Annotated in this window: 26 protein-coding genes and 1 pseudogene; 10 read left to right on the forward strand and 17 right to left on the reverse strand. The window is 42.4% G+C overall.

Annotated elements, in window-relative coordinates; translation table 11 throughout:
- The 4 genes and pseudogenes from F6K52_RS14595 to F6K52_RS14610 form a co-directional block, all read left to right on the forward strand.
- Nucleotides 1-231 (forward strand): annotated as a pseudogene (locus F6K52_RS14595) (decarboxylase); the annotation flags it as partial.
- 6 nt (nt 232-237) lie between these two features.
- On the forward strand, nt 238-870 hold the full coding sequence (locus tag F6K52_RS14600) for a class I SAM-dependent methyltransferase (RefSeq protein ID WP_293078729.1): 633 nt from the start codon (nt 238-240) through the stop codon (nt 868-870).
- Nucleotides 870-1613 carry a CmcI family methyltransferase gene (locus F6K52_RS14605; RefSeq protein ID WP_293078732.1) on the forward strand — a complete coding sequence of 248 codons (744 nt, stop codon included), beginning with the start codon at nt 870-872 and terminating at the stop codon, nt 1611-1613. The genes F6K52_RS14600 and F6K52_RS14605 overlap by 1 nt, the downstream gene beginning before the upstream one ends.
- An 8-nt stretch (nt 1614-1621) precedes the next feature.
- Entirely contained in the window at nt 1622-1936 is a 315-nt protein-coding gene (locus tag F6K52_RS14610) for a cupin domain-containing protein (protein ID WP_293078735.1), read from the forward strand.
- 98 nt (nt 1937-2034) lie between these two features.
- On the opposite strand, the gene F6K52_RS14615 is transcribed toward F6K52_RS14610, so the two are convergent.
- The 11 genes from F6K52_RS14615 to F6K52_RS14660 form a co-directional block, all read right to left on the reverse strand.
- A complete protein-coding gene (locus F6K52_RS14615) occupies nt 2035-2274 on the reverse strand; it encodes a Uma2 family endonuclease (RefSeq protein WP_364417734.1) in 240 nt (79 codons plus the stop codon).
- Nucleotides 2275-2328: 54 nt separating this feature from the next.
- The gene (locus F6K52_RS14620; protein WP_293078739.1) at nt 2329-2727 is read right to left on the reverse strand and encodes a type II toxin-antitoxin system VapC family toxin; all 399 of its coding nucleotides are present in this window, start codon (nt 2725-2727) and stop codon (nt 2329-2331) included.
- Nucleotides 2724-3005, reverse strand: coding sequence for a hypothetical protein (locus tag F6K52_RS14625; RefSeq protein ID WP_293078741.1), 282 nt, complete (start codon nt 3003-3005; stop codon nt 2724-2726). The genes F6K52_RS14620 and F6K52_RS14625 overlap by 4 nt, the downstream gene beginning before the upstream one ends.
- Before the next feature lie 60 nt (nt 3006-3065).
- Nucleotides 3066-3617, reverse strand: a complete 552-nt coding sequence (locus F6K52_RS14630; RefSeq protein ID WP_293078743.1) for a Uma2 family endonuclease — start codon at nt 3615-3617, stop codon at nt 3066-3068.
- 132 nt (nt 3618-3749) lie between these two features.
- A complete protein-coding gene (locus F6K52_RS14635) occupies nt 3750-4085 on the reverse strand; it encodes a XisI protein (RefSeq protein WP_293078745.1) in 336 nt (111 codons plus the stop codon).
- A complete protein-coding gene (locus F6K52_RS14640; RefSeq protein ID WP_293078747.1) occupies nt 4073-4489 on the reverse strand; it encodes a XisH family protein in 417 nt (138 codons plus the stop codon). The genes F6K52_RS14635 and F6K52_RS14640 overlap by 13 nt, the downstream gene beginning before the upstream one ends.
- A 213-nt stretch (nt 4490-4702) precedes the next feature.
- Nucleotides 4703-5350 (reverse strand): Uma2 family endonuclease, encoded by a 648-nt coding sequence (locus F6K52_RS14645; RefSeq protein WP_293078749.1) that lies wholly within the window; start codon nt 5348-5350, stop codon nt 4703-4705.
- 43 nt (nt 5351-5393) lie between these two features.
- Complete coding sequence (locus F6K52_RS14650; protein WP_293078751.1) at nt 5394-6020, reverse strand: type I restriction endonuclease; 627 nt, start codon at nt 6018-6020, stop codon at nt 5394-5396.
- Between the two features lie 413 nt (nt 6021-6433).
- Entirely contained in the window at nt 6434-6769 is a 336-nt protein-coding gene (locus F6K52_RS14655) for a XisI protein (protein WP_075903894.1), read from the reverse strand.
- A gap of 107 nt (nt 6770-6876) precedes the next feature.
- Nucleotides 6877-7086 carry a Uma2 family endonuclease gene (locus F6K52_RS37000; protein WP_364417743.1) on the reverse strand — a complete coding sequence of 70 codons (210 nt, stop codon included), beginning with the start codon at nt 7084-7086 and terminating at the stop codon, nt 6877-6879.
- A gap of 4 nt (nt 7087-7090) precedes the next feature.
- Nucleotides 7091-7555 carry a Uma2 family endonuclease gene (locus tag F6K52_RS14660; protein WP_364417746.1) on the reverse strand — a complete coding sequence of 155 codons (465 nt, stop codon included), beginning with the start codon at nt 7553-7555 and terminating at the stop codon, nt 7091-7093.
- A 150-nt stretch (nt 7556-7705) separates the two neighbouring features.
- Here F6K52_RS14660 and F6K52_RS14665 point away from each other — a divergent pair, with 150 nt between their 5' ends.
- On the forward strand, nt 7706-7894 hold the full coding sequence (locus tag F6K52_RS14665) for a YlcI/YnfO family protein (protein WP_293078753.1): 189 nt from the start codon (nt 7706-7708) through the stop codon (nt 7892-7894).
- A 120-nt stretch (nt 7895-8014) separates the two neighbouring features.
- On the opposite strand, the gene F6K52_RS14670 is transcribed toward F6K52_RS14665, so the two are convergent.
- From F6K52_RS14670 to coaD, 3 genes are all read right to left on the reverse strand, one after another.
- Nucleotides 8015-9559, reverse strand: a complete 1545-nt coding sequence (locus F6K52_RS14670) for an NAD(P)/FAD-dependent oxidoreductase (protein ID WP_293078755.1) — start codon at nt 9557-9559, stop codon at nt 8015-8017.
- 395 nt (nt 9560-9954) lie between these two features.
- On the reverse strand, nt 9955-10701 hold the full coding sequence (locus F6K52_RS14675; protein WP_293078757.1) for an ATP synthase F0 subunit B: 747 nt from the start codon (nt 10699-10701) through the stop codon (nt 9955-9957).
- Nucleotides 10608-11162, reverse strand: a complete 555-nt coding sequence (coaD, locus tag F6K52_RS14680; protein WP_293078759.1) for a pantetheine-phosphate adenylyltransferase — start codon at nt 11160-11162, stop codon at nt 10608-10610. The genes F6K52_RS14675 and coaD overlap by 94 nt, the downstream gene beginning before the upstream one ends.
- Nucleotides 11163-11505: 343 nt before the next feature.
- Between coaD and smc the strand changes: the two genes are divergently transcribed.
- Together smc and F6K52_RS14690 are read left to right on the forward strand one after the other, a co-directional pair.
- Nucleotides 11506-15435 (forward strand): chromosome segregation protein SMC, encoded by a 3930-nt coding sequence (smc, locus tag F6K52_RS14685; protein ID WP_293078761.1) that lies wholly within the window; start codon nt 11506-11508, stop codon nt 15433-15435.
- A gap of 356 nt (nt 15436-15791) precedes the next feature.
- Complete coding sequence (locus F6K52_RS14690; protein ID WP_293078763.1) at nt 15792-16790, forward strand: PRC-barrel domain-containing protein; 999 nt, start codon at nt 15792-15794, stop codon at nt 16788-16790.
- A 158-nt stretch (nt 16791-16948) separates the two neighbouring features.
- Here the strand turns inward: F6K52_RS14690 and F6K52_RS14695 are convergent, their stop codons facing one another.
- Nucleotides 16949-17533: a PAP/fibrillin family protein gene (locus F6K52_RS14695; protein WP_293078765.1), complete on the reverse strand. Its 585-nt coding sequence runs from the start codon at nt 17531-17533 to the stop codon at nt 16949-16951.
- 73 nt (nt 17534-17606) lie between these two features.
- Here F6K52_RS14695 and F6K52_RS14700 point away from each other — a divergent pair, with 73 nt between their 5' ends.
- Nucleotides 17607-17828, forward strand: a complete 222-nt coding sequence (locus F6K52_RS14700; protein WP_293078767.1) for a DUF3134 domain-containing protein — start codon at nt 17607-17609, stop codon at nt 17826-17828.
- A 512-nt stretch (nt 17829-18340) separates the two neighbouring features.
- On the opposite strand, the gene F6K52_RS14705 is transcribed toward F6K52_RS14700, so the two are convergent.
- Nucleotides 18341-18673, reverse strand: coding sequence for a type II toxin-antitoxin system HicB family antitoxin (locus F6K52_RS14705; RefSeq protein WP_293078769.1), 333 nt, complete (start codon nt 18671-18673; stop codon nt 18341-18343).
- The gene (locus tag F6K52_RS14710; RefSeq protein WP_293025542.1) at nt 18670-18924 is read right to left on the reverse strand and encodes a type II toxin-antitoxin system HicA family toxin; all 255 of its coding nucleotides are present in this window, start codon (nt 18922-18924) and stop codon (nt 18670-18672) included. The genes F6K52_RS14705 and F6K52_RS14710 overlap by 4 nt, the downstream gene beginning before the upstream one ends.
- Nucleotides 18925-19107: 183 nt before the next feature.
- Between F6K52_RS14710 and F6K52_RS14715 the strand changes: the two genes are divergently transcribed.
- Nucleotides 19108-19248, forward strand: a complete 141-nt coding sequence (locus tag F6K52_RS14715) for a hypothetical protein (protein WP_293078772.1) — start codon at nt 19108-19110, stop codon at nt 19246-19248.
- A 43-nt stretch (nt 19249-19291) separates the two neighbouring features.
- On the forward strand, nt 19292-19714 hold a 423-nt coding region (locus tag F6K52_RS14720), incomplete at its 3' end, for a cobalamin-dependent protein (RefSeq protein WP_293078774.1).

Genomic DNA, 19714 nt, shown 5'->3' on the forward strand with positions numbered 1-19714 from the left:
TTATCTGACAGTTACTTTTGCCGTCGCCCTCAAATGAGGACTTTACCTAAAGATGCTTTCTTTAGCCGGAAAGAAAAATTACCCATTGGGCAAGCATTAGGTAAAATAAGCGGTTGCTGTATCAAGAAAGTTCCCCCAGGGAGTCCAATTTTGATACCAGGAGAAGAAGTTACTCAGTGGCATCTGCAACGTTTATCTCCTGATACTGTTGTTGAAGTAGTGGGGGAGTGATTAACGATGATCGAAGAACAAGCCAAAGATTTTTTAGAAACAAGACCTTGGTTATCTGGGATTTGCGATAGCGAAAGTACTGAGGAATTAAAAACTAAGTACGATAGTTGGGCGAATACCTATGATGCAGATGTAGGAGAAGATTGGTCTTTTATGCCTGCCAACATAGCACGGACATTAAGCAAACTTCTTCCTAAGAAAGATGCCACAATCCTAGATGCTGGTGCTGGGACAGGGTTAGTGGGTGAAGCCTTAGCCCAACAGGGATATACTAATGTGACTGCTGTTGATTTGTCAGAAAAAATGTTAGCGATCGCTAAAGAGAGACAAGTCTACAAGGCTCTCCATCAGTGTAATTTAGAAGATTCCCAAATTTTTAGCAATTCAGTAACTTTTGAGGCTATTATTGCTGCAGGGGTTTTTGCTTATGCTCATGCTGGGGTTGAGGTATTAAACAATCTATTCTCCTTTTTAAAGGAAGAAGGAATCTTCTTGTTCACGATACGAGAAGATTATCGCCGTGAAATGCAAACAGCCTTAGAGCAATTACCGTGGACACTAGTTAGTGAAGAGGATTTTCCTATCTATGATGAAGCCAAGTTGATGTATCTTCTGGCTTTTAAAAAGGAGCGATATTAATGAGCAGTCAAAGTATGGTCAAATCTAACTTATCTGATCAAGAAACCCTAGAGAATAAGCGGTTTGTCAAAATCTCTGAGCGAGAAGATAGAGGTGATATTCCCCAGTCAACTTGGCTAACTTTGACTGAAAACTATCATTTACAAACCTGGAAAGGGATACCAATGGACAAAAGTCCTATAGAAATTGCCCTTTATCCAATGCTGATTTACGAACTCCAACCAAAGACAATTATTGAACTTGGTGCAGATACTGGAGGAAGTGCAGTATGGTTAGCAGATCAGTTGAAGTTATTTGATATTGAAGGTCTTGTCTACTCTGTTGATATCGATTTATCCTTACTTTATCAAAAAGCCAAAGCCCAACCCAAGATAAAATTTTTGGAAGGCGATTGTAACCAGATCGATCTGGTTTTATCGACCACACTGCTTTCTACACTTCCTCATCCTTGGTTAATCATAGAAGATGCTCATGTTAATTTAGTCGGGATGCTGGATTATTTTCATAATAATGGTTTACAAAATGGAGATTATTTAATTATTGAAGACACAAATAAAGCTTTATGGGAGGCTTGGTCAGATTGGGAAGATAAAGAATTTATTGAACGGATGAAATGTAAGCTTGATTTACTCAAAAACTGGCTAATGCAGCATCAATATGAGTACTTAATTGATACTCAATATCAAGATTTGTTTGGTTATAACGGTTCAAAAAATTGGAATTCAATGTTAAAAAGGATTTAAATAAAATTATGAATGAATCTAGAATCAAAGAGATCAAGAACACTTGGCAAAAAAAGGGGTTCAAGTGCGAAATTTCAATTACTCCGCCTGGAGAGTCTTGGTCAAGTGATGGTCATGAAACAGACGAGGTAATTATACCCTTGGAAGGGGAATTAGAATTGTCTTTACAAGGTAAAACTTTTCGCTCCACCATTGGGGAAGAAATAATTATTCCTGCTGGTGAACCTCACACATTTAAGAGTGTTGGCAACGTAGCTAGTCGTGTGTATTGGATATACGGCTACGAACATGAAGAAGGTGTGACGGGTACTCGTAAGAACTAAAATATCGATTAAACTTGTATAGTTGCAGCAAGTACCGTCTGAATTGCCTCCTGAACCAAACACTGACATTGTCTGACTTTTTTACTTAATCGCCCTTTCTAATCAAACTCAGGTGCCCAAACTTTCACCACAGGCAATTCCCAACCCGGAAGCAATTCCGGTATTTGCAGCACATCCCCATCTCCCAGCACAACCTTATCTCGATTAAGGCGATAAACTTCCATGGTGCGAGTTCTCGGATCCACTAACACCCCAATTTTAGTTCCCAATTCCAGAAATTGCTGGATCTTCTGACGTAATTTAGCCAAACTATCAGTTCTAGATTTAACCTCAAACATCAAGTCAGGTGAATGCTTACGTCAGCTGACGGCCAACGGCTGACCACTGAATGCTTAGGTAGGTGGAATAGCATTCACATCAGAATAATTGAGTATTTTCTGATCTACTGTCACTATAGAACAATTAGATGATCTCGCCGTTGCGACAATTATTCTATCTGCTGGGTCTTTGTGAAAATCACCTGGTAGTGATTGAGCATCAACTGCGATCGCAGGAGTGATAGGCATCAGAATAACTCCTTCTTGTGCTAGGGCAATTTCAAACCATTCTTGGATAGATACCGGAAGAATTATCCTTCCTCCACTAACAAGTCTTGCTATCTCAATAAGACTTATCGTACAAACTCCTAATCCATTTGGTCTCTCCTTCTCAATGACCTCACGGTGGTAACTGCTCAGCTTAGGATCGTTCTGATTCCACCAAACAAAAATATGAGTGTCCAGAACAATCATAAAACCTCTTCATAACTATTCTCTATATCCCAGTCTTCTAGAGGGATAGCTGGCTCTTCAGGATCAGCATAGTATGCGTAGGGCTGCTTGTTTGCCAATGGATTAGAATAATATTCCTTTTTGACTTCACCAATAGTGACAATTTCGGAAAGCTTGTTTTGAATAGCTTCATTTAATATTTCTGAAGCCATATCTTCTACAGATATTTGTTTTTTTGCCGCCGCTTTTATCAAAATATCTTGAGAAGTTTGACTAATTTTTACATTGGTTATAATCATATTCAATCCCTTTAAAACATTAAAACTTAATCTAATACTTGAGAAGAATAAACAGTCTTCTCAATCAAACTCAGGTGCCCAAACTTCCACCACAGGTAATTCCCAACCAGGAAGTAATTCTGGCACTTGCAGCACATCCCCATCCCCCAGCACAACTTTATCTCGATTAAGGCGATAAACTTCCATGGTGCGAGTTCTTGGATCCACTAACACCCCAATTTTAGTTCCCAATTCCAGAAATTGCTGGATCTTCTGACGTAATTTAGCCAAACTATCAGTTCTAGATTTAACTTCAAACATCAAGTCAGGAACTAACTCCGCGTAACCTTCTGTAGTGCGAGGTAACCGTTCAGCTAGGATAAAAGAAGCATCGGGAGCGCGAACATCTCCATCTTCGTTAGGTAAACGAAAACCACCACTAGAAGCAGTTACCCTGCCTAGTCTACGAGGTCGTACCCAGTTTGATAACTGGGTAACAATAGCAGCAGCTACTTCATCCGATTCTAACCCTGAAGGACTCATAACAAGAATTTCTCCATCCACTAGTTCCATCTGATAATCAGGATGTTCAGCTTGCAGTTTTTCTAAGTCTTGTACTGTTAAACTAGGCATTGTTAAAATATCCTATTTATAGCGATTATTGCATTTATGAGGTACACTTCTAAACCTCAAAGTCCCCCTTATTAAGGGGGACCAACGGGGGATCCCTTTTTACCTCATGGAAAATAGAATTGCTATATTTAATCAATCAACAGCAAATCCAGTATATTGGCGTTTATAAGGAGCATGGTAAGCTAAGACAATATCTTCAGGGGGAACACCCCATTCTACTAATTCATTCGCCACGCCAATTTCTGTGCCATCGTGCTGTATCCAAATTTTGTCGTTTTTAAGGTCAATTTGGAGAACACAGCCTCTTAAACGCCTATTTCCATGCCACCCCACGTTCATCAGTTGATAGTGATCTCCTTGAACATCAAAGATTTTTTGGACTTCAATATCTCCATATCTAGGCTTATATTGCCCATATTCATTGATGAGTTTTTTTACTAATTCTCTATAGTGTTTTAGTTTTTCCATTCTTTAATTACCTCCTTTTTTGTATCATAAATAATTAATTTTATTTGATATTTATCTACTGCTTTTTGAGTAAAAACTAGAGTAAAAAATGCTTCGTAAACATCTTCGCTAATGGCTAAATACATTGTTCTTTCTGGTTCAATATTTTCTAATACCAGGCGATAATTAAGAAACTGTCCTAAAGCACTATGAAATTCAGCAATTAGAGAAGGACGATTAAAAGTTTTAATTTCTACAGCAATTTTTTGTTGATCTTTTTGGGCTGCAATTAATTTTTCTGCCCCTAAATCAACATACATATCAACTCCCCCATAATCAAGATAGAGAGGATCATCAGTAATTATCCAACCTTCTTTGATGAGGGCGTTTTTAACAGTATCATGAAAGATATCTTTAGCTGGCATAGGATAATGTTATAAAGCATTAGCTGATTACGCATTAAGGTTAGGATATTGATACAAGCAGCAAAAGCTGTTGTAGTCAACTTTTAGGTGCGACCCGTGGCGAATTTAATTCTTAATGCGGAAAGCGCACCTATGCCTTTTGCCTTTTGCCTCTTGCCTTGCGCGTAGCGCTATAATTGCCATCGGGTTATCCCCCAAAACTAAACTATCAATTTAATGGAGCAATTGCTTTAGTCTTTGACGAAAAGCTCGTAATGCAGGACTTCTCCCGGTTTCACGGCTTTGAGCTAAAACCTCTGCTACCAGGTCTGGAATTGGTAATCTGGGGAAGGTGGGACTGGTGGTAACTTGCCGGTACTCACCTCCTTGCAATAGGTCAATCCTGAGTTGATTTTTTTCATAGCGCCAGAGTTCAGGCACACCTAAGTTGGCATAGACATCCAGTTGAGTCTTGGAGGTAACATCCACTTCAATGGCTAGATCTGGCGGTGGATCAATAGTGAGATCGACACGCCGCTTGCCTCGCATTCTAGCGTGGTTTTGGATGTAGAAGCATTGATCCGGTTCAATGCCACTGTCCATATTTTCTCCCTTGAAGGTAGTGGAACCAAAGCACTCGCAGTCGATTTCTAACTCATCAAGCAAAATTTTAACCAAATCACCGAGCAGTTCTTTATCGACTTCGTGTTCTGGGCTAGGCATTCTGATTTCTAAGGTTCCGTGGCTATAGGCAATACGGGCAGAGCGATGTTCCCCTAGTTCTTCGAGAACAGACTCAAATTCAGCCCACTTTAGGTTATGAATCAACAGTCTTTGCCCTGGGGGAACGGTAAGTTGTTGGAGTAGGAGAGTAACAGCCATCGTGAATGTTTTATAATTTCGGATTGTGGATAAACATCAAACGTTAATCTAATACCAATTGACCAATAGCTTTGAGAGCAGTTAAAACTTGCTCCAGTTCATTTTCCCTGTCAATAGATAAAGCGTAGGAACGACCATAGATGGGAACATCTGCTGGTTGGAGTTTAACAAACACAAACTCTCTCCCATTGACTAGAAAACCAAACCTTGGCTTGTCACTGTTGGAGCCATCCAGCATATAAGCTAGAGCTTGAGGCAGTGCTGCCATCACATCAAACTTAGTACTTTTGGATTCGATCACCAGTATCCAAAGTCTCTGTCGCACTACTAAAACATCTATCCTGCCTCTTACAATTACTCCATTGTCTTCAGCAGCAATTTCCACAGAAGTTTCAGTTCTGATCGAAAAGGGGGGTTGAAAGAATCCAGCGAGATCGAGTAATGGTGATAGAACCACCATTTTTACAGCCTCTTCTAAGAGAGGGCGGCGATTAACCAAGTTAAAGTAGTTATTGCGGACTCTTTCCAGAGAACGTTTTTCCTGATCCGTTAAAGATGGTAAGTTGTCTTGCCAATCTGGAAAAAACTGACTATCGGTTGTTAGTTGTAGTCTAAAGTGTTCTTGCAGTTCTTCTAGGCTAAAATCTTGAGCTTGAATCGTTTGAACCATAATGAGTCATTGGTTGAATATCGTGATTTTTTTGGCATCATGGAAGTAACTCCTATTGAGGTGGGAGGAAAACCGCGCTGGAGATGGTTAACGGGCATGACCAGCGCGGTTATTAGTATCAGTCTTTACCTTCTATAGTATAGATAAATTCTAGAAAAAATGCAAGGGATAATAAAAATATTTTACATTTATTTAGAATTAGTTTTATTGACAAGTTTTAGACTGAATTATGTGTAATTTATCGACCTAATTTTTTTTATTAACTGAGCTACAAATTATTGTTTTTTAGGGAGCAGTAATTACCTCTGATCCCAGGACTGTTTATTGCGTCGGACTCAAATCTGTTCCCTGTTCCCTGTTCCCTAAAAAACCATAAATATCTACTTAAAGTCGCAAACCACTATAGAACAAATCTAACCAACAGCAAATCCATCAAATTGACGCATAAATGGGGCATGATACCCTAGGACAATATCTTGTTTCGGTATCCCTAATTCAAGTAACTCATTCGCCACCCCAAACTCGGTGCCATCATGTTGAATCCAGATTTTTCCATCAATAATATCAATGTGGATCAAAGGTCCGAAAACACGACGATAATTTTGCCATCCTGCATGAAATACTTGGTAGTGATCTTGCTCAGGATCGAAGAATTTATAGACTTTAATATCTTCATTGGCTAGCTTAACCAGACTATGCTTTTCCAAGGTTTCCTGAATCAGACGACGATATTGAATTAACTTATCCACTGCAAAATTACCTCCTGATATGGCTCATATACCAATAGGTGTATTTGAGATTCTTGAATCGTTTGTTGTGCGAAAGCTTGAGATGAATGCTGCTGCCTAATGTTTTCCTATAAAGCTAGGTTAAAAATCTGCTGTGCGGATAACTTGAACTGGGGAAAAGTCGGGGAAACAATGGGAGTATTTCCCGTAAAGGGCGTCATCTGATATTCGCCGTCAACCAAACTACAAACAAAAAATGTGGGTTGCTTGGGGTTGCCAATAAATTTTCTCGCCCCCAATGCGGCATAATCGATAATCCAATATTCTTCGATCTCCATCTCTTCATAATCTCTTAGGTGCGCTTTCCGCATTAAGAATTAAATTCGCCACGGGTCGCACCTGAAATTTATTGTAGTAATCGTCACGCCAATTAGTTGAAACAACTTCGACGATTAATTTTACGGAATCAGTATTTTGAATAATTGATTCGCTTTCCCACCGAGATTCCGCCCCCATAACGTCTTGGTTCAAAACAATAATGTCCGGTTCATAACCTGAGTTTTCCCGTTTTGGTTTAACAATTGACTCTCTAGGAATAGTCCAAATGCCGCCTTTGCCTATCTGCCTGATAACTATCAATAATTGCTCGATCAGGGAACCGGTTAGATTTGAATGTTTCCCCTTTGGCTTGGGAATTTCGATAATTACTCCATCATATAGTTCGTACCGGACTTCTGAATTTTCGGGATACCAGCTGATAAATTCATCAAAGCTGTATAATTTCTGTTCGGCTTTGGCTTGAGTCATAGATCGTTCTTCTTGAAGCTGAAATTTATGGTAACAAAAACTATAGTGTTTATGGCATTTACCAGGTACGCTGATCAACCTCAAAGTCCCCCTTTTTAAGGGGGATTTAGGGGGATCCCTTTGTACCTGATGGGATAGAGAATTGCTATAGTGAAAGAAATTGAGGAATCAATTCAGATGGCAAGTACTACTCCTAATGATACTCGCCTGATAGCTAGGCTTCCTGCATCGGTCAAAGATACTTTACAAAAGGCTGCGGATTTAACGGGGGCAACCTTAAATCAATTTATGGTTCAGGCTCAGGTTAAAGAAGCCCAAAAAGTGATTAATAAAAATTGAACGTCTGGCTTATTATGAGCGATACGGTTTTGAAGGAACGAAAGAGCATCCATTATTGTTGTTTTTGCCTTTATCTAGTTTAGGTAGTGCTTGAGAAGCCAGGAAAAGAAATAGAATCGATTAAATCTCAAAAATAGAACTTTCGAGAATATCAATAACTGCTGAAACTGCTGTTTGCACCGCTCCTTGAACTGAAGCATGATTAATTGCCAAGTGTTCCCCCGCAAAGAAAACACGGGGATTATCTACTGGATAAGCTTGACCGAGTAATGGTTGATAGTTCTCCCGATCCCCTGGAGCAAAATAGGCATAAGAACCAGAACCAGACTGATTATCTTCATCCCAAATACTATGAATAATATCATCAGTATACTCTTTAATTTCAGGATGCAGTTGGGAAACTTCGTCTAAGGTTAAATTGGTTTTAGCTGTTTCCTCTAAAATCCTAAATTTCCTAGAATTATCTTCCCAGCGATAAGCAGCCGTTAATACTGATGGCTGATAAGAAATATCCTGATATTTAGCAACAATATGAGGTTGAGAAAGGTTGGTTGAGTCTAATTGAGCATTATCACAAGGATACCTACACTTTTCTATATTTAAATCTGTAAAGCTACCACCCCCATAGACATGATCGGCAAATTCCCAAGGACGAGCAGTACAGTGTAATAGAGTTTTACTGGCACTACAATACCCCAAATTGTTAATCGCTTCCCGTTGTTGGCTAGGTAAACTAGGCTCAAAATTAATCTGAGCCAGAGCAGTAGCAGGAATAGTACAGATAATATAGTCAAATTCTGCGATTTGTTGCTTATCCAGCTTATTCCAGACCAGCCGAACCCCTCTATCGGTCATTTCTATAGTTGTTACTCTGGCTTCAGTCTGGATTGTGCCTGATATGCTTTTAAGCAAAGCCTTAATTAACGTGTCCAGTCCTCCGATTAGCTCATATTGTTCCACTCGATGCCAAGCAAAGAAATCAATTAAACCATTTAATAGAGATACTTTGTCGTAATGAATTGCTCCAGTAGCATGACCCAGTAACTCAAAAGCATCGGGAGAAAGATGACTGCGAAAATAGTCGGTAACCGTTAGGGTATCCCATTTCCTAACTTGATCACTGGTGAAAGTGGGTGCAAATAACTCCCATTTCTCCTTTTCAGTCAAAGAATCGATTAATTCTTCCAATAACTGGTCGTAAAGTTCCCCTGGGTCTTGTTGCTCATCAGGGGTTAAATTGTAAACACCAAACAACTCTTGGTAATTATCTAAACGAGTTTTATTACCTCGTAGATAATAAAAAGCGGCGGGATTGTAATTAATAAAAGGTCTTTTTGGTAAATTAAACTTATCTATATAGTGTAATGTGCAGCCATGACTAGTAGGAATTCGCATTGCGCCTAATTCCCCATAAGTCCCATCACTAAAATAATGAGTCTTAATTCTTCCTCCGAGGCGAGAATCAGCTTCTAATACAGTAACTTGATGGTTGAGTTGACTCAGTTCGTAAGCACTAACAAGCCCTGCAATTCCTCCACCGATAATCCCAATTCGTTTGCGAGTACCACCTTGATCGTAGGAACTAAGGGAACCAGGATGACGATACAGGCGCTCAAAGGAAAAAGGTCGCTCTAACTCTTGTGTATGGCGGTAAGGGTTAAACATCGAGGGTTATTATAAATTAGCTCTTAAAGTGATTTTCCATCAAAAATGCCTTCCCGTAGCGTGACCTACGGTAAATCGCTTTTAGCGTTGCCTACCGCCAATCGCTTAGCGGCTCTTTGAGAGCATCACATTTTTTGGGTGTTTGACATTGATAAAAGCGCACCTAAGCTGTTTTAGTACACTTTTGCCTCTTGCCTCTTGCCTCTTGCCTTCGGCGTAGCCCTATAACTCCCCAGACTTGGCTTTAAAACCGGACATGACACGATCACCATCACCCGCTCCTCCGTGGATGGTTTATGTTGCCGCCAGCTCTTTAAAAACCTTTAACAACCAATAAGGTTAACAACTGATAAATGAAATATTTATTATTTAATCCTTAATCCTTAATTCTTCGTTCATCCTTTTTTTGACTTAGATGGGATTTTAAGTGAGCGTGAACCCCCCTTACCATTGTCTTTCTTACCATTATCTTTCTTACCATTGTCTTTTTTGCCAGAGTTTTGGGGTTTGACAGAACCATTGAGTTGCTGACGTCCGTTGCGAATTACTCTAAGCATGTCACTGAGGTGCTGCTCAATATTGTAGAGCACTCCGTCAGCGTAGGCATCTGCCCCATTTTGAATTTCCTCACACTCCGCTAGGGTCATTTGGCGCATTTGCTCCAGTTCCTGCTGGGCTTTGCGGCGCATCTGCTCAAGCTCCGATGCCGTTTGCTTGTGCATCGCCTCACACTCTTTTTGAACTTGTTGGCTGATTTGTTGGGCTTCGTGTTCCGCTTGCTGAATAATACCGAGTTCATCTAATATCATTTCAGCACGCCGCTGAGCTGTCTCAATGATTTCTTGAGCGTACTGTTCAGCTTGCTGGATAATTGCATCGTGTTCTTCAATTATTCTAGTAGCTTGTTGAAAAGCTAAGGGCAAATTTTCCCGCACCAAGTCGAGTTGAGCTAGCAACAGTTCTTCATCAATCAGGGTGCGCCGGGTAAAGGGGATGTGGGGGCTATCGAAGATTATGTCCTCGATATAGTTAAATTGCCCCTGAATATCTATGTCTCCTGATCCAGGATTAAAGGATTCAGTCGGGTTTGGGGGTTTGTTTTGCTCGGGTGGGTCGTACCGGGATGATTCTTGGCGTAACATCGGTATATATCTAAGGCAACCTGTTGGGGGACAAGATGATCGACGGAGCCGCCAAATTTGGCAATCTCTTTGACTACGCTACTACTCAAGAAACTATATTCGTTAGAGGTGGCGAGAAAAACTGTTTCGATTTCATCCCAGAGGGTATGATTGGTATGAGCCATCTGGAGTTCCTTCTCAAAGTCAGAAAGCACCCTTAACCCTCGCAACAGTACTTGAGCTTTCTTCAGTTTGGCATATTCCACAGTTAAACCTGTAAAACTGTCCACTTCTACATTAGGTAAGTCTTGGGTGCAAAGTTTAATCTGCTCGACTCGCTCAAGCACTGTGAACAAGGGAGATTTAGTGGGATTGCGCAGCACGGTGACAATCACCTTATCAAAGAGTCTACAGCCACGCTGGATGATGTCAAGGTGTCCTAGGGTAATGGGATCGAAGCTGCCTGGATAGATTGCAATCACGACGCAAGTATTACCAATTGGTTCAAGGAGTGATTATATAGCTTGTTTAATGGCCATGACATACTCAACTAATAGTTAAGCTATTAGTTATTAACTCATTGGTGATTAGCCACTAGTCATTAGTTATTGGTGATTAGTTTTTTTGATATATTATATAGCATTTTAATTGCAGCCCCACACTGTCCTCCCTCCATCCCCCATCCGTTCCACCTTTTACCCCATTTACGTTTTTTTTCCCATTCGTTGCGCCATCTGGCTATTGCCCATGCTACGCTGATCAGCAATGTGTTCACTACGCACACTCTGTGTGACGACCCGGTTAACCTCAACCGATGAAATGCCTATGGTACACATCAAGCGAGTGGAACTCTCGCGGTTCAAATCCTTCGGCGGCACCACAAAAATCCCGCTCCTGGAAGGATTTACCGTAATTTCTGGGCCAAACGGGTCAGGCAAATCCAACATCCTTGATGCTCTTCTATTTTGTCTTGGTATCGCCAGTTCCAAAGGAATGCGAGCTGAACGCCTTCCTGATTTAGTTAACCACAATAAAGAACATCGAGGCACTGTCGAAGCCAGTGTCACAGTTACCTTTGACTTATCTGACTTCAATGACTATGAAGAGTTACAGGTTACAGAGTTAGACGAACCGTTACAGGTTACAGAGTTGGAGGAACCGTTACAGGTTAGCAAGTTGGAGGAACCGTTACAGGTTAGCAAGTTGGAGGTTGTTCGCGAAGCGTGGCCACAAGGCCAAGGTTCAGAAAATAACCTTGACCAAAAGGCCACGCTACGCGAACAACCCAATAACCTTGGCCAAAAGGCCACGCTACGCGAACAACCAACTAACCTTGGCCAAAAGGCCACGCTACGCGAACAACCAACTAACCTTCAACCTTCAACCCCTGACCAACCTTCAACCCGTGACCAACCTGCAACTGATCTAGAATGGAGTGTGACCCGACGCCTGCGAGTAACTAAACAAGGTAATTACAGTTCTCAGTACTACATCAATGGTGAACCCTCTACTGTTACTGCACTTCATGAACAACTCAATCGCTTGCGGGTTTACCCAGAAGGCTACAATGTTGTCCAACAAGGAGACGTCACTAGCATTATTTCAATGAAATCCCGAGAAAGGCGGGAGATTATTGACGAATTAGCTGGAGTTGCTGCCTTTGACCGTAAAATTACCCAAACTAAACAAACCCTCGCCACTGTAAAAGAGCGAGAAGAACGCTGCAGAATTATTGAACAAGAACTGACGGCTCAACGCGATCGCTTAGCTGCTGACCGTGCTAAAGCTGAGAAATATCAAAAACTCCGTGCTGAACTCCAACAAAAGCAACAGTGGGAAATTGTTCTAAAATGGCGATTGCTCCAGAAGCAAGTATCCCAAGTCCAACAGCAAATTGATGCTGCTAATACAAAAAAAGCCAAGCTTATTGCTCAAATTACTAGCATTGAGGAACAAATTAACCAAACTACCACTGAACTTGACCAACTCAATGCTCGGGTCAAAGCCTTAGGAGAAGAAGAACAAATCGCGATCGCATCCACCCTTGCCACTCAACAAGCCGAACAACGTCAATTACAAAACCGACAGCAGGAACTAACTGAGAATCTACAAAATGCTGCTGTTAATCTCCAACGTACACAAGAGACAATTCAACAAGTCGAGCAAACCCTGCAACAGTTGATCGCAGAAAAAAATGATCTAGAGACCTTGTCTAAAACCTCCTTACAAGTGGCACGGGATGAGGCTCAAGCTGCTCTCAACCAAAGCCGAGAACAAGCCAATGCGATCGCAGCCGCTAGTGATGCCTGGGTACAACAACAAACCACCCTGACCAAGCAGATCGACACCCTACTCAAAACCATCAACCCCCAAAGGACCGAGCAAGCTCAACTCCAAGAGCGTCAGAATCAGCTAAATCGGCAAATCGAAGACCAAACCCAGCAACTACAAACCTTAGAACCAGAAATCGCCACCAAGCAAACCCAAGCTGTGGCATTACAGACCCAATTAACCACTTATTCCCAGCAAGTCCAGTCCCTTGCCCAATCCTTAGGGAATACCGAACAACAACTACAACTCCAACAACAAACCCAAACTCGCCTACTGGGGGAACAACGGCAAAAACAACGGCAACTCGATAAACTAGAAGCCCAAGCCCAAGCTCAACAAGAAGCCCAAGGGACTTATGCTACTAAAGTTATCCTAGAAAGTAGTCTAGTAGGAGTTTGTGGATTAGTCGCCCAATTGGGTAGAGTTGAACCCCGCTATCAGCTAGCCCTAGAAATTGCCGCTGGCGCACGCCTCGGGAATTTAGTGGTAGAAGATGATAGTGTAGCAGCGGCTGGGATCGAACTCCTCAAACAAAAACGCGCTGGCAGAGCCACCTTCTTACCTCTGACCAAAATCCAACCTAGGCAATTTACCGAAACCGTTGTGCTACGGTATGCTAAGGGCTTTGTTGACTACGCCATTAGGCTAATTGATTGCGACCCCCGTTACCAAAAAGTCTTTGCCTATGTATTTGGCTCTACAGTAGTCTTTGAAACTCTCAATGATGCCCGTACCTACTTGGGTAAACACCGCATCGTTACCCTAGATGGGGAAATCTTGGAAATAAGCGGTGCCATGACTGGTGGTAGCACCAGTCACCGTTCGGGATTGCACTTTGGGACCAATGACACTATGGAGTCCTCTGAAATCCGTAGCTTGCGAACCCGGTTAGGGGAAATTGAACAGGTTTTACACCATTGCGAGGGATTGATTACTACCGAATCTGCCTCGGTCAAACAAATTACCCAGGAATTGACAGAAACTAGGGCAAAACACTCGGAAACCAAATTACGTTTGGAACAGTTACAAAGGGAGATTGAGCAATCTCAGACCAATCAAGCCCAAATGCGTACGCTTCTGGCTAAAAACAACCAAGAACTCTCCGCTGCTACTCAACGGCTAGAGACCATAGCCATAGAGTTACCCCAACAAGAATCCCAACTTGCTGACTTACGGCAACAACTGGCTCAACTGGAGGAGTCTCAAACTCATAACGAGTGGCAACAGATTCAGAACACCATTAAAACCCAAGAAGCTCAGTTGCGCGAGTGTGAACAAGCCTTGAGAAATACCGAGAAACAACTACAACAGAAGGAGAATCAGCAACAGCGCCTGAGGGATCAACTGACCGAAGGCCACCGGAAAATAGCAGACTATCAAACCCAAATCGAATCTTGGCAACAGCAGCAATCAGCAATTAACACTCAGTTAGAAACACTCACCAAGCAAATTACCGAAACGACAGTTGCCTTACGCCAGTTAGAGGAGAAATTGGGGCAAGAGAAACAAAAACGCGATCGCACCGAGCAACACCTACAAAAATTGCGCCAACAACACCAAGAAACCTCTTGGCAACAGCAAAAACTTCAAGAAACCCAGTCTGCTAGAGCCGAAAAACTTGCTAGTCTCCAAACTCAACTCCAAGACCAAGCTGCTGAATTACCAGACCCATTACCAGAAATACCTCCAATTGTCAATAAAAATTCCCCCTCTAGTGATAAAAAAAGCTCAGAGGGAATTGCCCTTGACTCCCTAGCTGCTCAACTAGAACAACTACAAAAGGAACTGCGCAACGGACAGAAACGTCTACAGGCTATGGAACCCGTGAATATGCTGGCCTTAGAAGAATATGACCGAACTCAAGCTCGCCTCCAAGAACTGTCTGAGAAACTCGAAACCATAGCTGGTGAACGTACTGAACTGTTGCTAAGGATAGAAAACTTTACCACCTTGAGATACCGTGCTTTCAAAGAAGCCTTTGATGCCGTCAATGAAAATTTCCAAGCCATCTTTGCTGAACTGTCCGATGGGGATGGTTATTTACAACTCGATGATCCACAGGACCCCTTTAGCGGTGGACTAAACCTGGTGGCACACCCCAAAGGTAAACCGGTGCGGCGGCTAGCATCTATGTCAGGAGGAGAAAAATCCCTCACAGCCCTTAGCTTTATCTTTGCCCTACAACGCTACCGTCCCTCGCCATTTTATGCTTTTGATGAAGTCGATATGTTTTTAGACGGGGCAAATGTCCAGCGATTAGCTAAAATGATCAAACAACAGGCTAAACTTGCGCAATTTATTGTAGTGAGCTTACGCCGTCCTATGATTGAGTCGGCTCAACGCACCATTGGTGTTACCCAAGCCAGGGGAGCATACACTCAAGTATTGGGTTTAAAACTATCACCCAAAAGTACGGTTAACTAGATAAAATCCCATTCATCAAATCCAGTATTATTGTAAGCATTAAGCCCAAGGCTGATCAGCTATAAGCTATTGATGATTGATTTTGGAGGGAACCGACCCACGAACCCCTCGTCCGAAGGGGGTTATGTAGGAAAAAAAACCGATGAACATAGGTTATATATAACCTATGTAGTCTGTTGATTAACTATCAGGGTGGGATTACCTTAGCTGAAAGCTGATAGCTGTTCGCGTAGCGTGGCCAAACGCGCACGCGTGGCCAACGGCCAAGGCCTTTAGCTGAATGCTCACGTAATTAATGCTCAGGTATTATTTATTTTTAATCCATCAGGAGTATAGCTCAGGAAAAGCGAGATATAATGACAACGGAACAAATTCGTCCACGCTCCGATATCTTAAATACTCAGGTAATTACCCGTGACAATGGCAAACGCCTCGGAGTCGTCAAGGAGCTCTTGGTAGATATAGACAGACGCCAGGTTGTGGCACTGGGTCTGCGAGACAACCTCCTGGCAGTAGCCGGTATGCCAAAGTACATGCTCCTGAGCAGCATTCGACAATTTGGTGATGTCATCCTGGTAGATGATCAAGACGTTATCGAAGATATTGATGTCGATGCCTATAGTACCCTGATTAACAGCGAAGTGATCACCGAAACCGGTGAACTCTTAGGTCGGGTTAGAGGCTTCAAGTTCAATGTAGAAGATGGCACCGTTTCTGCCCTAATCATTGCATCGATAGGGTTGCCCCAAATACCCGACCAGGTTATTAGTACTTATGAGCTACCCATTGATGAAATTGTCAGCAGTGGTCCAGACCGATTAATTGTATTTGAGGAAGCTCAAGAGCATCTGGTCCAGTTAACCGTCGGGGTATTAGAACGTATGGGCGTTGGCAGACCCCCTTGGGAAAAGGACATAGAAGACCCCTACTATACTCCAACGGCTAGACCAGAAAATCAACTGGGAACCGGGATTCCAATACGTACTCCGATCTCTCAGACAGTAGAGAATGCCAACCGAGCTCAAGATGCCTGGGATGACGATTGGCAAGAGCCAGAACTAGAGCCGATCAGACGAGAAGCACCAGTTCCGAAGAAGTATGTCGAAGCCAGATTAGAAGAAGATAACTGGAGCGATGAACGGGAAGAGTCCCCTCAGCCAGTGCGCTACGAGCAGCCAGTCTATAGCTCACCTGAGCCAAACTATGGTAAAACCAACACCCAGGACTATGACAAGTACGAAGTCGAGGGTGATGCCTGGGATGATGACCGCTCCCCAGAGCCTTACAAAGCACCGCGAGTCAACATTCCTGAGAAAAAGAAAGCTCCAGAATACGAAGAAGAGGCTGGTTACTAATACATGATAACTGTTGACAGTTGTTTGTTAACAGTTGTTTGTTGAAAGTTGTTTGTTGAGGGTTAGGAACAGATATAGCCTTGATCATAGTTATGAGGTAAAGTCAATTTTCCCAACCCCTACTCCCTACTCCCTACTCTCTACTCCCTACTCCCTACTTATTTCTTGGTTAACACAAACAAACTCCCCTGATTCCCCCGTCCAATGCGCAGGTCATTGTCAAGATAGGTGATCTCTAACCAACCCTGTTGGTTGTCGCTATTGATGGGAACGTCAATAGCTGGAAACTTTTTGCCAGCTTCGATTTGATCAATGAAATCATTGGCAGAGCTATAGCTCAGCAAGCGTTGTAGACCAATGATAGACCTCTCGAACCTAACATTAACGCGGCATTGAGATACTGGCTCGAAACTAGCACAAACACTGACAACACCTTCGAGATAGGGAATACCAGATAATTCAGCTATGTTGTAAATTTTAGTATCTGAGGTACGAACACATTGGTAGATTTGACCCAGTTGTAGTAAGGGAAATCCGTCAATATTCAAAAGTTCTTGACTCGTGGTATATAGCAGACGCCAGTTACCATCTAGCAAGTCTGGTGCCTCAAGGGGTCGAGGGGTGGGGTTTCTCCCTTCCAGTTGGGTAACTGCTGCGAGTATTGCTGTTTTATCGGTTTTGCTTGCTAATAGACCACGATTCTTTCCTGCGATCGCTTCTAAGAGTTCCGCCTTGCCAATCATAAAATTTCCTCTAGCTGACTGCTAGACTCAAAGTTAAAGGTTTTCACCTCGTCCATATTAGCTGAAGAAGCCTATGTACAATCCTGCTCTACGTGAACTACATCGTGAACAACTCGCTGAGGTCATTCCTCTTAAGCAAGAAACTTCCCTTTTAGATTGGTTAGAGTCTAATAATCGCCTGATCCCACGGGAGATTGTAGAGGAAGAAAATCCCCTAGGTGATGACGTAGAAATCTCTGAACTGATGGGGGTAGAGGACAATAGCTACGAGGAGGAGGAAGAAAATTTGGCTTAACACTAACTAGTTTTACCAAATAGTCTAGTTTTAGCGAATAGTTTTAGACGAATTGGAACCGAATGGTAATTAGAAATGATTCACAATGTAACCGTTGCTGAATCATTTCTGATATTCTGTTTCAGAAATTAAATTATAGCAAAAAACAACAGGTTGTTGAGAAAATAACTAATTAATTACCCATAAATTTACTGCGCCGATGTTTACTATTATTGGTCAGTCCAACAACTGCATTTCTGGAGACACTAAACCCATATCATTTGAGAGCGAATTTAGCGTAGATGCAAACGGCACAATAACAACCCATCACTTGAATTAAAACATAGCACAAATGGAAGCAGTGCGATCGCTTGATCTGGTTTGGTGGGCAAATCGGCATCAGAGCTGTTGACATGATCAAATTCTCACAATTTGCCAACCCTACCCCTACTGTTTAGTTCTTGTAGGGTTGGCAGTGCATGAGTGCGATCGCTCCCACTCCGCCGCCTTTCGGTTGAAGCATTGGAGAGCGGTTATCTGAGAGACTGCTCAAGTGCCTCTGTCACTAGCTGGTTCAAGTTTATCCCTCGTTCAATAGCTGCGTATGCAGCACGTCGATGAAGCTCGCTTCCAGGTCTGATGTTAAAGCTTCCCTTGAAAGGCTTTTCCGGTTCTATCCCTTTGAGTTGACAAAGCTCTAGGTAGTCATCCACTGCTTCGTGAAAACTGGCCCGAAGAGATTTAACATCCTGACCTTCATAACTGATCAGGCTACGAATATACTCTACTTTCCCGTAGAAAATCTCATCCTCATCATTATAATTGACCGAGCCAAGGTATTCCTTGTATTTCATAAAGTTATTCATAACAATCCTTCGTGCCTAAGAATATCGATCGTTTGCTCAATCTGATACATCTTGAGTGTGTTGTGAGGATGAGGCTTGTGCAGAGCGATCGCCACGCCATCAGAGTTAATGAATCGTCGCCTTGAACCGCCTGTTTTTCCAGCTTTGACCTCCTCAAAGCCAAGTCCGGACAAAAGCTTGGTCAATTCATCCCAAGTAAAACCCTTCGGCTTACTTAGAAAACGTTTTATCAGCTTTTCTTGTCGAGTCATCTTGACACCCCATCTAGTAATTAATTATAAAAGGCATTACCCAAACATGCAACTAAATTTAGTTGCAGTTAACCGCCGCACTAGATTGGGAACATAATTGAACGTGAGATCAATCAGTCGGGCAAAGTCTTCAGGAATAGCAAATCGTTCCTGTAGGGTGGGCAGTGCATGAGGCGTGATTAATTGGCTTGTCATAGAGAAGCTAAGTATTGCATCAGAGCTAGTCAAATAATCAAATTCTCACAATTTGCCAACCCTACCCCTACTGTTGCTAGCTTCCCGATTCCCGACTCCCGATTCCCGATTCCCGATTCCCTAAATTGAGAACTGCTGTAGTATTGAACTATTCTTGATTTGAACATCAAACGTGAGAGTTTTACTCCTGTCTCCTCTGTTCACCAAATCCTATTGGTCTTTTGATAAAGCCATAGAACTGATCGGCTGCAAAGTTGCTCAACCCCCGATGGGTCTGATTACCGTAGCAGCTATTCTTCCTCAAACCTGGGAATTCCGCTTAGTAGACCGTAATGTTAGTTTAGAAACTGACGCTGACTGGGAATGGGCAGATGTGGTGATCGTTTCCGGTATGATCGTCCAGAAACCCGATCTGCTCCACCTGATTGGGGAAGGGAAACGGCAGGGCAAATTGGTAGCCGTTGGTGGTCCTTATGTCACGTCTATAGCAGAGGAAGCTCAAGAAGCAGGAGTAGACTTTCTGATTTTAGATGAAGGTGAGATTACCCTACCGAGATTTGTTGAAGCACTGGCTCTGGGAGAAACTTCGGGAGTA

The organism is Moorena sp. SIO3H5 (genome assembly GCF_010692395.1).
In the GTDB taxonomy this organism is placed as follows: Bacteria; Cyanobacteriota; Cyanobacteriia; order Cyanobacteriales; family Coleofasciculaceae; genus Moorena.

Coding starts and splice junctions, on each gene's coding strand:
- F6K52_RS14600 (WP_293078729.1), top strand. CDS start 238: ATGATCGAAGAACAAGCCAAAGATTTTTTAGAAACAAGACCTTGGTTA.
- F6K52_RS14605 (WP_293078732.1), top strand. CDS start 870: ATGAGCAGTCAAAGTATGGTCAAATCTAACTTATCTGATCAAGAAACC.
- F6K52_RS14610 (WP_293078735.1), top strand. CDS start 1,622: ATGAATGAATCTAGAATCAAAGAGATCAAGAACACTTGGCAAAAAAAG.
- F6K52_RS14615 (WP_364417734.1), bottom strand. CDS start 2,274: ATGTTTGAGGTTAAATCTAGAACTGATAGTTTGGCTAAATTACGTCAG.
- F6K52_RS14620 (WP_293078739.1), bottom strand. CDS start 2,727: ATGATTGTTCTGGACACTCATATTTTTGTTTGGTGGAATCAGAACGAT.
- F6K52_RS14625 (WP_293078741.1), bottom strand. CDS start 3,005: ATGATTATAACCAATGTAAAAATTAGTCAAACTTCTCAAGATATTTTG.
- F6K52_RS14630 (WP_293078743.1), bottom strand. CDS start 3,617: ATGCCTAGTTTAACAGTACAAGACTTAGAAAAACTGCAAGCTGAACAT.
- F6K52_RS14635 (WP_293078745.1), bottom strand. CDS start 4,085: ATGGAAAAACTAAAACACTATAGAGAATTAGTAAAAAAACTCATCAAT.
- F6K52_RS14640 (WP_293078747.1), bottom strand. CDS start 4,489: ATGCCAGCTAAAGATATCTTTCATGATACTGTTAAAAACGCCCTCATC.
- F6K52_RS14645 (WP_293078749.1), bottom strand. CDS start 5,350: ATGGCTGTTACTCTCCTACTCCAACAACTTACCGTTCCCCCAGGGCAA.
- F6K52_RS14650 (WP_293078751.1), bottom strand. CDS start 6,020: ATGGTTCAAACGATTCAAGCTCAAGATTTTAGCCTAGAAGAACTGCAA.
- F6K52_RS37000 (WP_364417743.1), bottom strand. CDS start 7,086: ATGGAGATCGAAGAATATTGGATTATCGATTATGCCGCATTGGGGGCG.
- F6K52_RS14660 (WP_364417746.1), bottom strand. CDS start 7,555: ATGACTCAAGCCAAAGCCGAACAGAAATTATACAGCTTTGATGAATTT.
- F6K52_RS14670 (WP_293078755.1), bottom strand. CDS start 9,559: ATGTTTAACCCTTACCGCCATACACAAGAGTTAGAGCGACCTTTTTCC.
- F6K52_RS14675 (WP_293078757.1), bottom strand. CDS start 10,701: ATGTTACGCCAAGAATCATCCCGGTACGACCCACCCGAGCAAAACAAA.
- smc (WP_293078761.1), top strand. CDS start 11,506: ATGGTACACATCAAGCGAGTGGAACTCTCGCGGTTCAAATCCTTCGGC.
- F6K52_RS14690 (WP_293078763.1), top strand. CDS start 15,792: ATGACAACGGAACAAATTCGTCCACGCTCCGATATCTTAAATACTCAG.
- F6K52_RS14695 (WP_293078765.1), bottom strand. CDS start 17,533: ATGATTGGCAAGGCGGAACTCTTAGAAGCGATCGCAGGAAAGAATCGT.
- F6K52_RS14700 (WP_293078767.1), top strand. CDS start 17,607: ATGTACAATCCTGCTCTACGTGAACTACATCGTGAACAACTCGCTGAG.
- F6K52_RS14705 (WP_293078769.1), bottom strand. CDS start 18,673: ATGAATAACTTTATGAAATACAAGGAATACCTTGGCTCGGTCAATTAT.
- F6K52_RS14710 (WP_293025542.1), bottom strand. CDS start 18,924: ATGACTCGACAAGAAAAGCTGATAAAACGTTTTCTAAGTAAGCCGAAG.